Below are 12,117 nucleotides of genomic sequence, written 5' to 3'. Positions count from 1 at the left end.
TTCTATTTTAATAAACTTATGATTTTAAACAAACAACGCTTTCAACTCTGTAGCTTCTTCGGGTTTCATTTTTCCGGCTAATACTAAACTCAGCTGTTTGCGTCTTAAAGCATCATCATACCTGTGAATTTCAAGTTTCGTTTCGGGAATTATTTGAGGAACCTCAACTGGTTTTCCTGTTGCATCTACTGCCACAAAAGTATAAATGGCTTCATTGGCTTTTGTCCTTTCGCCAGATTCACGATCTTCCACCCAAACATCAATATAAATTTCCATTGAGGTTTTGAATGCTCGAGACACTTTTGCTTCAATAATAACAACACTTCCCAAAGCAATAGCTTTATTAAAAGCAACGTGGTTTACCGATGCCGTTACCGAAACTTGTCGCGAATGTCTTCCTGCCGAAATACTGGCTGCACGATCCATTCGGGCTAATAATTCCCCTCCAAAAAGATTATGCAAAGCATTTGTCTCACTTGGCAAAACCATATCGGTTAATATCGTTAAGGATTCTGAAGGATGTTTTGGTGTCATCTGATTTTAGATTGAAGATTGAAGATTTCAGATTTAATCAGAATTGTTTTTTGACATTGAAATTGTCATTGACATTGCCCTTGGTTTTTTCTAGTTCAGCCAATACACCGCCATTACCGCTGGAATAAAATAAATAACAATGGTTCTGGCGCCATCATAATCTTTGGCTAATCGTTGACCAAAAAGCATCATCAGCAAAGTAATTGCCGAGAATACTGCTCCGTAAAACCCAAATATTCTTCCATTACTAACCATTAATTCGATACAACCTACAAAACACAAAACAGTCGAAATCAATTCCATTACAACGAGATTAGCTAAGGCTAATTTTACATGATTTTTCAATTTTGTATTAGCAAAATGTCCTTTTAACCAGTTTACATTGTCTTCCCAATAAAACAATTTTTCATAACTGGATTGCAAATAAGTAATCCCAAAAAATACTAAAATTAAAATAGAAGCTACATTGTTCATAGGCATTATTTTTTATGGATAAGACGGGTTAGTTTGATGGACAAATCGGTTAAAATTATTTTAGCATTTCCGTTGCGTTCAATATGATACATCGCATCCGAAAGTTCTTTAAAAATATCTTGAATATTATTGCCGTTTACAAATGGCGCAAAATTTTCTAATTTGAATTTATCCACTTTTGGTTCGAAATAAACTAAACCTGGCGTTTCATAATTGATTAGTAAAGCCTGACGAAACATTTCCATACAAAACTGCAAAAACTTCTTTTGGGCTTCTCTTCCTAAAGTAGCAATTTTTTCGCTCCAAAGAATCAAATCCTGAATGGCAGCCGCATCTTTTTTAGCTTTAAAAGCAGCACGAACCCAAGTCACAAACCATTGTTCAAACGGATGTTCCTCGTCTTTATCTCTTAACAAATGCAAAGCGGCATTGTAATTTCCTTGTGCCTGATGCGCTAATTTTGTGGCTAATTTAGAGTCAATTTCTTCACGGGAAACCAAAGCTTCGGCAATAACCGCTTCGCTCAATCCATTAAAGTGTAAAATTTGACAACGGGAACGAATGGTTTGCAGAATATCTTCTTCGTGTTCAGAAATTAGAATAAATACCGTTTTTTCAGGTGGTTCTTCAAGCAATTTCAAAAGTTTGTTAGACGCAGCAATATTCAATTTGTCCGCCATCCAGACAATCATGATTTTATAACCGCCTTCGTAGGCTTTTAAAGAAAGTGATTTCAGAATTTCCTGAGCATCATCAACTCTAATTTCTCCTTGTTTGTTTTGAACGCCTAACACAGCGTACCAATCAAACAATCCGCCATACGGATTTTGGGTTACAAACTCCCTCCAATCAACAATAAAGTCAATGCTTTTAGGACTTTTCTTTACCTCATCGGTAGTAACGGTAGGATAAGCAAAATGCAAATCGGGATGTGATAATTTTTGGAATTTTATATTACAAGCATGATTTTCTCCATCATTTTCTCCATTTTCATTGCCACACAAAATGTATTGTGCATAAGCAATTGCCATGGCTAAAGTTCCGCTCCCTTCTGGCCCAACAAACAGTTGTGCATGCGGAATTCTGCCCAAATTAGCACTTCTAGTGAGATGGTTTTTAATGTGTTCTTGCCCTAAAATTTCAGAAAATTGCATAAAGCAAAGATAGCAGAAAATGGATAAGTCTAAAAGTTTAGCCTATAAAGTTTAGCCTACTAAAACTTTACAAAAATCTTTCTGTTTTTTGCCCCAAAAAACCTTTTTGCCAAAAAAAAGCCTTTTCACATTTGGATTTAAAATTCAAAAAAATTGTATTCGCTTTTAAAATCCTAAAATTTAGCTTTTCTGTCATTTTTAAAAAAATACCAGTCCAACAATACCAATCGGACTAAATAAAAAACAGGACATTGATGCCAATGATGGAACCGATAGAACGGATTTTTTTAAGCTCTTAGTAAATCACGGTCTGCTAAAATCCGTTACAAACCGTTTCATCTGTGAGTCATTTTCAACGATTGGCAAAAGAAACGGATAGTCCTAAATTTTTAAAAAATAGGTTAGAAATAAAATTATTTGTGAGTTTACATCGTTTTCGTTGCTAAAAATTGATTTTTTTGAAATTTTGAAATTTAATAGTACTAGAAAATTTCTATATTTGTTTCAGTTCAAAAAAATAAACTAAAATTATACTAATGAAGACTTTAAACGATTTTAACTTTGCAAATAAAAAAGCAATAATACGTGTTGATTTTAACGTGCCTCTTGACGAAAATTTTAATGTAACAGATGTTACTCGTATCGAAGCTGCAAAACCGACTATTGATAAAATCCTTGCCGATGGTGGAAGTGTACTATTAATGTCACATTTAGGTCGACCAAAAGGAGTTGAAGAAAAATATTCATTACAACATATCTTAAAAACAGCAACTGACATTCTTGGAGTTCCTGTAAAATTTGCTTCAAACTGTGTAGGTGAAATTGCAAAACAAGCTTCGAATGACTTAAAAGCAGGTGAAGTTTTATTATTAGAAAATTTACGTTTTCATGCAGAAGAAGAAGCTGGAGATATTGCTTTTGCAAAAGAATTGGCTTCATTAGGAGACATTTATGTAAACGACGCATTTGGAACGGCTCACAGAGCACACGCTTCTACCACAATTATAGCTCAATTTTTCCCAACATCTAAGTGTTTTGGTTATTTGTTAGCTAAAGAAATTGAAAGCATCGACAAAGTATTAAAGGATAGCGAAAAACCTGTAATTGCAATTCTTGGTGGTTCTAAAGTATCTTCTAAAATTACAGTTATCGAAAATATTTTAGACAAAGTAGACCACATGATTCTTGGTGGAGGAATGACTTTTACATTTGTGAAAGCCTTAGGTGGAAAAATTGGTAATTCTATTTGTGAAGACGACAAACAAGAATTAGCACTTGAAATTTTAAGATTAGCTAAAGAAAAAGGAGTTCAAATTCACATTCCAGTAGACGTTATCGCAGGAGATGATTTTTCAAACTCAGCAAATACTCAAGTAGTTGATGTTACAAATATACCTGATGGTTGGGAAGGTATGGATGCAGGACCTAAATCATTAGAAAACTTCAAAAAAGTAATTTTAGATTGTAAAACTATTCTTTGGAATGGTCCATTAGGAGTATTCGAAATGGAAACATTTGCTAAAGGAACAATTGCTCTTGGCGATTACATTGCTGAGGCAACTGCCAATGGAGCTTTTTCACTTGTGGGTGGTGGAGACTCAGTTGCAGCGGTAAAACAATTTGGTTTTGAACATAAAGTAAGTTATGTTTCTACAGGTGGCGGAGCAATGCTTGAAATGCTAGAAGGAAGAACTTTGCCTGGAATTGCTGCCATTCTAGAATAACTATCGCAATTTTAACAATATTTATTGATTTTTTTAGTTGTAACCTATTAAGTTTGCATAAACAATTCTGTAATTGTTTAAAATTAAGCACGTTGACAATAAAAAATATGAATATAAAGAAAATCACCTTATCCTTTTTTCTACTACTAACAGTTCCCCTGTTTTCGCAAGAAATTGCCGAAAACAAGGGAATTTCTGTATTAGAAACTAAGCTTTCTTATTTAGATTCTGTAAAACACAGCTTTGTTCATGACGACATAGCGAGTTGTGTGGATAGTTTGTGGACTAAAGAACTAACAAATCTTGATTTATACAATGACATCTCAAAGGATATTGCAAATATCAATACGGATGAAAAAGTAGATTATGAACTACCTACTGAATTACTAAAATCCAGATTAGAAGCCATGAATGCTAAATCTCCATTTAACATTCAATACAATCAAGGACTGGAAAACATCATTAAATCATTTCTAAAAAATAGAAAAAAGTCATTTGAACGTATTATGGCGATTTCGGAATATTACTTCCCGATGTTTGAAGAAACATTTGCCAAGCAAAATGTTCCTTTAGAAATAAAATATTTAGCCATTGTAGAGTCGGCATTAAACCCAAAAGCGGTTTCTAAAATGGGTGCCACTGGACTTTGGCAATTTATGTATCATACAGGAAAACAATACAATTTAAAAATCGATTCTTATATTGACGAACGCAGCGATCCATTAAAAGCTACTGAGGCAGCTGCGCAATATATGTCGAATATGTTTGCCATTTTTGGCGACTGGGAACTGGTTTTAGCGTCTTATAATTCAGGGCCAGGAAATGTTTCAAAAGCCATCAGAAGATCAGGCGGACAACAAAATTTTTGGAGTATTAAAAATCATCTTCCAAAAGAAACACAAGGTTATGTTCCTGCTTTCTTAGCTACAATGTATTTGTACGAATACCATAACGAACACGGAATTAAACCCAACAGAGCAATTGTAAAACATTTTGCTACCGACACTGTGATGATTAAAAAGCAGATGACATTTAATCAAATATCTGATTTGCTGGACGTTCCGATATCGCAATTGCAATTACTCAATCCTTCGTACAAACTCAATGTAATTCCGCATTATAATAATGAAAATCATTATTTGCGATTACCAAAAGAGAAAATAGGAGTATTTGTTTCTAATGAAGAAAAGATTTACGCTTACATCCAACACGAATCAGAAGTTAAAAATACCAGTCCTTTTAAAAATAACACTACTACAGTAGCCACTGTCCAAAAACCAAGTTATCCTGTTGGAAGTGTTACTCAATATTACAAAGTAAAACAAGGCGATAACTTAGGCAGTATTGCCCGCCAATATAATGTTGATATTAACGACTTGAAAAAATGGAATAAATTAAGCAGCAATTCTATTTCCTACGGGAAAGTCCTAACAATAATAGCCACTGAAAACAATACTGCAGTTGCTTCGGTAGAAACCAAAATAAACAAGACCGAAAAAATTAAAAAAGAAATTAAAGCGGATACTTTAATTGCTAATAAAAATTCGAATTACATTGTTCAAAAAGGTGATAACCTTAACACTATTGCCGAAGAAAATGGCGTAACTGTTGCTCAAATTAAAGAATGGAATAAACTTACTGGAAACACCATCCAAGCGGGAATTTCATTGCAAATTACTGAGAAAGAAATAGAAGCTATTGCTACAACTCATGCAACTGAATTGAAAAATATTGAATACACGGTTCAAAAAGGAGACAACCTTGGTACTATTTCAAAAAAATTCGGTACTGCTGTTGCCGAGTTAAAGGAATGGAATCATCTTTCAGACAACAATATTGCATTTGGAAAAAAACTTATTGTGGCTAAGAATGAAGTTGCCATACATACTTCTAAAAGTTCGGTTGCTTCTTTTAAGAAAAACAACAAGACTTTGCAGCAAGACTATCTTGTACAAAAAGGAGATTCCTTATTTAGTATTGCAAAAAAATCTGGAGTAACCGTTTCAGATATAAAAAAATGGAATGATATCAACAATGAAGACATCAAACCAGGAATGAAATTAAAAATAGGAGGTTAATTTTAAATCTCAAAAAACACAAGAAGGGCTTTATTTGGTAACAGAATAAAGCCCTTTTTTACTTATAATTGCTAGTTATACCTTATTTTTATCCTAATTCTACAAAAATGGAACGATATTAGCAGCGTATAACATAAGAAACCTAATCAATTACTCAAACAACAATTCCAATCTAAAGATTGAATTGCGGTTACAATCGATACAAAATGAACAGATTCCATTTTATATTGTTTTTCATTACCATTTTTTTCTTTTCTTGCAAAGAGGAAACAACTAATGCTAGAAAAGCAACTGGAAAAATCAATAATATCTCGGTAATTATCGATGATTTATTGTGGAATGGCGAAATTGGCGATAGCATCCGAAATAAATTTGCTTCACCAGTAATTGGATTACCTCAGGAAGAACCTCTTTTTAATATCAATCAATATCCTGTAAAACTAATGGAAGGCTTTATGACTGATAGCCGAAACATTATTGTTATAAAAAAAGATACTAAAGAAAATTTTAAAATTGTGAAAAACCAGTATGCTTCACCTCAAAATGTGTTTCATATTTCAGGAAAAGCAGCTAATGATATTTTGTGTCTCATTCAAAAAAACGCAGCAGAAATTATTAAAACCATTCATCAAACAGAGATTGAAGAATTCCAACGCATCAACAAAAAGTCACTTTTGGGTCAGAAATTTTTTAAAGAAAACTTTAATCTGAATCTTGATGTTCCATCGAACTATCAATTAATGCTTCAAAAAGATGGATTTGCATGGTTTAAAAAAGAAATTATCAGTGGAAACACCAGTCTTTTATTGTATCAGGTCCCTATGAGTAGTATCGAAAACAGCAATAGTAAAGTTTCAAACATTATAAAAATGAGAGATTCCATAGGAAAACTATACATTCATGGCAAAGAATTAAATACCAATATGATCACCGAAGAAGCTTATGCGCCTTATTTTTTTAATATTGTTCTGAACTATAAAAAAGCCTATGAAACGAAGGGAACCTGGGAATTAAAAAACGATTTTATGTCTGGTCCTTTTATCAATTACGCCATTGTTGACAAAGAAAACGATCGCATACTTGTTTTAGAGGGTTTTTGCTACTCTCCTTCAAAAGAAAAAAGAGATTTGATGCTTGAGTTAGAAGCAATCATAAAATCGGTTAAAATCAATAAAAAACCGCTTACAAAGGAAAAATCAAAGATTATGGCCATGTTTGAAAACAGAGATTAATTTGAAATTAATTCTTGGTAATCAAAAACTCTACTCTTCTATCGTACTCATCACCTTTGCCTAAAGGAAATTGATTTCCTAGACCCTTATAAATCATCCTTAAACTATTGACATTTTTAGAAATCAAATACCTAAAAACACTTTTGGCACGATTCAAAGAAAGTTTTCTTTCCTTAGTTGCACGATCAATAGCATCTTTGTAATGGTTAGGCGTGCAACACACATGACCGCGAATTTCAAATTCTATTGCTTTATTTTTTTGAAGTATCGCGGCTATTTTATCCAATTCTTTTTGAGAGGCCAGCGTAAGATTGCTGCTTCCTAACTCAAAAAAAATGTTTTCAAGATAAATGCGATCCCCTACTTCATGATGTTCTTGAAGTGAATTATAAATTCCTTTTCCAAAACTATTTTTCTTTACAATTAATAAGTCAACACGTCTATTTTTTGAACGAAGATCAGCTAGGCTTTCGCCCGAAAAATCATCAATAAGCACGCGTCCTTTGCCTTCAATAACTACCATTTTGTTCTTTTTGAATCCATTGGCAATTAAAATATTTTTGACTGCATTTACTCTATTTTCGGATAATTTTAAATTATAATCGTTATTGCCTCTATCATCGCAATAGCCATAAATTTGTATGGATTCTAATTGTGTCGTGTCTATTTCTCTAATAAAATCTGCAACAATTTGTTTCTGGACAGCATCAATATCGTATTTGTCAAAGTCAAAATACACCGTTCCAATTTTTTTTTCTTGGGCACACAATCCACTCAAAGCAAAAAAAGAAATTAATAGTGTAGATTTTATCATTAGATTTTTAAGATATTCTTATAGGTTGCAGTATCGTTCAAAAGATTCACCGCTTTTTTAATTTCCGAATTGGATTTCATGTAATATTGATAAAAACCTTCCTGATATTGGAATCGTTTTATAATTTCTTCTAAAATCAAATTCTTGATTTCTTCTTGATTTTTATCTAATTGCGTGGCTTCGCTTTTTTGAACCACAGCTAGCAATTGATTGTATTCGTTACTAATCTCACCATCAATGGCTTCTTTTTTGGCAATAGCCAAAGTGTTTTTCAATGCCACTTCAGTTTCAGTGTCAAATGAAATTTTTTGATTTTTTAAGTATTGTTTGAAATCCTGAAAATCAGCATTGGTGAAATTTGGAATTTGGTTGCCTAAGTTTGGATTTTTGTAATAATAAACTGTAGCATAATTAAAAATACCATCGTTTTTAAGCAAAGCATTGGCAATGACACTTGTTTTTGATTCTTCCATTTGGATGTCTGGCAAAATTCCGCCTCCATCATAAACAGTTCTTCCTTTGCGGGTTTTGAACGAATTATAACTAGTTTCTTTAGTTCGAACTGCCACTCCATTTTCTTTATGAGCATAATCCATCGCTTGAATACATCTTCCAGAAGGCGTAAAATATCTGGAAATTGTTACTTTTAACTGTGTATTATAAGTCAAATCGACTGGTTTTTGAACCAACCCTTTTCCGAAACTTCGGCTTCCAATGATTACTGCACGGTCTAAATCCTGTAAAGCACCTGAAACAATTTCGGATGCCGAAGCACTTTTATCGTTTACAATAATTACCAATGGAATTTCTAAATCTACAGGATCAGCAGCAGTTTTATAAATATTGTTGTGTTTCGCGTTGATGGATTTTGTGGTTACAATCACTTCGTTTTTTGGAACAAACAAGTTGCAAATATTAATGGCTTCGCCTAAAAGTCCGCCAGGATTATTTCTTAAGTCTAAAACAATACGTTCAGCACCTTGTTTTTTGAGTTCCAATAAAGCTTCTTTGGTTTCATTCGAAGCCTTTTTATTAAAACGACTCAAAACAATGTAACCCGTTTTATCATCAATCTTTGAATAAAAAGGAACCGATTTAATTTCGACCTCATCGAGTGAAATTTGGGTGGTATTGGTTTTTCCCTGACGAAGGAATCGAATGTCAATTTTAGTATTTTTTGCTCCTTTTAGCAATTGAGAAGCATCGTCTTTAAAATCAGCAATTAGCACATCGCCTATTTGAATAATTTCATCTCCAGGTTTAAATCCTGCTTTATCGGCGGGGAAATTTTTATAAACTTCACGCAGCATTAATTTCCCTGATTTTTGGGTAATCAAAGCACCAATTCCAGTATATTCTCCTGTATTGTTGATTTTAAATTTCAACACATCTTGCTCGTTAAAATACACTGTGTACGGATCTAAACTCGCCAGCATTCCTTTGATGGCGCTGTCCATCAATTCGCCTGGATTCGTTTCATCAACATAATTGGTATTCAATTCTTTGAAAAGTGTCGTAAAAATTTCGATTTGCTTGGCAATTTCAAAAAAGTTGTCTTTAAAACTAGAACCAATAAACAAGAAAGCCGAAGCGACTACAGGAATGATGTATTTTTTTTTAATAGAGAAGTTCATAATGTTAAAATTACAGACCACTAAAGTAGCAATAAATCAGCAATAATAAAATTGACAACAAACGTACTCTTAATAGATTATTTACCCGATTCATCTTCCTTGTCAGAAAGTTCTTTTTTTATATTTTGAGCTACAAACTTTTCAAACAGTTGAATGGTTTTGGTATTAATTTCTTCGTAAGACAAACGCTCTTTGGTTTGATAAAAAAACATAAAGGCATACGGTTTGTCTAAATTATCCAAAAGAATGTGTTTGTTGAGGCGATACGTTTCCCGAAGAATGCGCTTGAAACGATTTCTGTCAACGGCTTTTTTAAAATTCTTTTTAGAAACAGAAACACCCATTTTTATTTTTTCGCCTTCGTTTAAAGAACCCGAATGATACACCAATCGCAAGGGATATTTAGAAACCGAATTGCCTTCGGAGAACAACAATCCAATGCTGATTTTACTTTTTAGTTTTTCGTTTTTTGGATAGTTAAAGCTCATTTGTATCAGTAAAAGACATTTTTTGTAAAGTACAAAGGTACAATTTAACACTAGACCTATTATTGTTTAGGAATTAAATAGCACTAAAAAATTATTTCATACTTTTGCAGCTAATTTTTTTAAAATGCAAAAACTTATTTCCTATCCTATATCGGTTATTTATTATTTGTGTTTTGGACTTACGTTGGTTATTTTTCATCCCATTCAATGGATTTGCTTGAATATTTTTGGGTATCAAGCGCACAAAAAAAGTGTGGACTATTTGAACTTTTTTTTGCTAAAATGTACTAACTTAGTAGGAACAACGTATCAATTCGAAAATAGAGATAGTATTCCTCAAGGAGTACCTTTGATTTTTGTAGCCAATCATCAAAGTATGTACGATATTATTGCTATGATTTGGTATTTGCGACGTTTTCATTGTAAATTTGTAAGTAAAAAAGAATTAGGTAAAGGAATCCCAAGCGTTTCTTTTAATTTAAGGCATGGCGGAGGAGCCTTAATTGATAGAAAAGACCCGAAACAAGCCATTCCTGAACTAAAAAAATTATCCGAATACATTGAAAACAACAAACGTTCGGCAGTCATTTTCCCAGAAGGAACCCGAAGCAAAACAGGTAAACCCAAAGAATTTGCTCCAACAGGATTAAAAATATTATGCAAAAGCGCACCTTCAGCTTACATTGTACCGCTGAGTATTAACAATTCTTGGAAAATGGTAAAATATGGTTTTTTTCCAGTAGGTTTAGGAAATCATCTTACCTTTGTAATTCATAAGCCTTTAAAGGTAAGTGATTATAATTTTCCTGAATTAATGGAGAAGACTGAAAGTGCAGTAATAAAAGGAATACAATTTTAATAAATAATAAAATGTCTATAAAAAACATTCGATTAGAAGTTATGCAGTTTTTGGAAAAAAACGTGACGGGCTACATGGATCAGTATTTGATTCCCGTGGAACAAATATGGCAGCCGTCTGATTTTTTACCCAATTCTGAAGGCGATAATTTCTTAGAAGAAGTAAAAGAATTACGCGAAATTTCAAAAGATTTACCTTATGATTTTTGGGTAGCCATGGTGGGTGATATGATTACCGAAGAAGCACTTCCAACTTATGAAAACTGGTTGATGGAAGTAGAAGGAGTGGATAATGAAGGAAGAAACGGATGGTCTGCCTGGGTACGTCAATGGACAGGAGAAGAAAATCGTCATGGTGATTTATTGAACAAATACCTGTATTTATCTGGTCGTGTGAACATGCGTGAAGTAGAAATGACAACACAACACCTTATCAATGACGGATTCGACATTGGAACTGGTAGAGATCCGTATAAAAACTTTGTTTACACGAGTTTTCAAGAGTTAGCAACCTATGTTTCGCACAATAGAGTTTCGCAATTAGCTAAAAACTATGGCGATAAAAAACTTTCTAAAATGTGTAAAATGATAGCTGGAGACGAAATGCGTCACCACCATGCGTATAGCCATTTTGTGAGCGAAATTTTCAAAGTTGACCCTAGCGAAATGATGCTTGCTTTTCAATACATGATGAAAGCAAAAATTGTAATGCCAGCCCATTTTTTAAGAGAATCAGGACAAAAAATAAGTTCTGCCTTCGAATTATTTTCGGATTCAGCACAACGTATTGGAGTTTACACAGCACAAGATTATGTTGAAATCATGCAAAAATTAATCGAAAAATGGGAAATTGAAAAAATTGGAGGCTTAACTGACGAAGCAGAAAAAGCACGTGATTATTTGATGAAATTACCTGCTCGAATGGCTAGAGTTTCTGAAAGATTAGTGATCCCTAAAGAATCTCATATTTTTAAATGGGTAGAACCAGCAAGATTGTAGATTTCAGATTGAAGATTAACGATTTTTGATTTCAGATGGATTGAAATGGGAAAATGATTTCAAATTGAATATTATTTGATTTTTGCTATTGAAATTGCCATTGCCATTATTAATTTATATTGCTGATT

11 protein-coding genes are annotated in these 12,117 nt (G+C 33.1%); 5 read left to right on the top strand and 6 right to left on the bottom strand.

What is annotated here, in order from left to right; genetic code table 11:
• Window positions 1–24 precede the first annotated feature (24 nt).
• The 3 genes from AAGV28_RS11125 to AAGV28_RS11115 form a co-directional block, all read right to left on the bottom strand.
• Entirely contained in the window at window positions 25–534 is a 510-nt protein-coding gene (locus AAGV28_RS11125; RefSeq protein WP_373406883.1) for an acyl-CoA thioesterase, read from the bottom strand.
• 90 nt (window positions 535–624) lie between these two features.
• Complete coding sequence (locus AAGV28_RS11120) at window positions 625–1,008, bottom strand: DoxX family protein (RefSeq protein ID WP_373406882.1); 384 nt, start codon at window positions 1,006–1,008, stop codon at window positions 625–627.
• Between the two features lie 5 nt (window positions 1,009–1,013).
• Window positions 1,014–2,162, bottom strand: coding sequence for a DNA polymerase III subunit (locus AAGV28_RS11115; protein WP_373406881.1), 1,149 nt, complete (start codon window positions 2,160–2,162; stop codon window positions 1,014–1,016).
• Between the two features lie 536 nt (window positions 2,163–2,698).
• On the opposite strand from AAGV28_RS11115, the gene AAGV28_RS11110 reads away from it, so the two are divergent.
• The 3 genes from AAGV28_RS11110 (at window position 2,699) to AAGV28_RS11100 (ending at window position 7,196) form a co-directional block, all read left to right on the top strand.
• Window positions 2,699–3,886, top strand: a complete 1,188-nt coding sequence (locus tag AAGV28_RS11110; RefSeq protein ID WP_373406880.1) for a phosphoglycerate kinase — start codon at window positions 2,699–2,701, stop codon at window positions 3,884–3,886.
• A gap of 107 nt (window positions 3,887–3,993) precedes the next feature.
• Complete coding sequence (locus AAGV28_RS11105) at window positions 3,994–5,964, top strand: LysM peptidoglycan-binding domain-containing protein (protein WP_373406879.1); 1,971 nt, start codon at window positions 3,994–3,996, stop codon at window positions 5,962–5,964.
• A gap of 206 nt (window positions 5,965–6,170) precedes the next feature.
• On the top strand, window positions 6,171–7,196 hold the full coding sequence (locus AAGV28_RS11100; RefSeq protein WP_373406878.1) for a DUF4837 family protein: 1,026 nt from the start codon (window positions 6,171–6,173) through the stop codon (window positions 7,194–7,196).
• 7 nt (window positions 7,197–7,203) lie between these two features.
• On the opposite strand, the gene AAGV28_RS11095 is transcribed toward AAGV28_RS11100, so the two are convergent.
• The 3 genes from AAGV28_RS11095 to rnpA all read right to left on the bottom strand — a co-directional run bounded on the left by AAGV28_RS11095 (window position 7,204) and on the right by rnpA (window position 10,132).
• A complete protein-coding gene (locus AAGV28_RS11095; RefSeq protein WP_373406877.1) occupies window positions 7,204–8,010 on the bottom strand; it encodes an OmpA family protein in 807 nt (268 codons plus the stop codon).
• Window positions 8,010–9,644: a S41 family peptidase gene (locus AAGV28_RS11090; protein WP_373406876.1), complete on the bottom strand. Its 1,635-nt coding sequence runs from the start codon at window positions 9,642–9,644 to the stop codon at window positions 8,010–8,012. The genes AAGV28_RS11095 and AAGV28_RS11090 overlap by 1 nt, the downstream gene beginning before the upstream one ends.
• Before the next feature lie 77 nt (window positions 9,645–9,721).
• Window positions 9,722–10,132 (bottom strand): ribonuclease P protein component, encoded by a 411-nt coding sequence (gene rnpA, locus AAGV28_RS11085; RefSeq protein WP_373406875.1) that lies wholly within the window; start codon window positions 10,130–10,132, stop codon window positions 9,722–9,724.
• Window positions 10,133–10,256: 124 nt separating this feature from the next.
• On the opposite strand from rnpA, the gene AAGV28_RS11080 reads away from it, so the two are divergent.
• Both AAGV28_RS11080 and AAGV28_RS11075 read left to right on the top strand, forming a co-directional pair.
• On the top strand, window positions 10,257–10,991 hold the full coding sequence (locus AAGV28_RS11080) for a lysophospholipid acyltransferase family protein (RefSeq protein WP_373406874.1): 735 nt from the start codon (window positions 10,257–10,259) through the stop codon (window positions 10,989–10,991).
• Between the two features lie 11 nt (window positions 10,992–11,002).
• Window positions 11,003–11,989 carry an acyl-ACP desaturase gene (locus tag AAGV28_RS11075; protein WP_373406873.1) on the top strand — a complete coding sequence of 329 codons (987 nt, stop codon included), beginning with the start codon at window positions 11,003–11,005 and terminating at the stop codon, window positions 11,987–11,989.
• Window positions 11,990–12,117 lie beyond the last annotated feature (128 nt).

The organism is Flavobacterium zubiriense (assembly GCF_041729725.1).
Classification (GTDB): domain Bacteria; phylum Bacteroidota; class Bacteroidia; order Flavobacteriales; family Flavobacteriaceae; genus Flavobacterium; species Flavobacterium zubiriense.
Note: the sequence above shows the minus strand (reverse complement) of the source record. Positions and strands in the feature narration are given on the sequence as shown.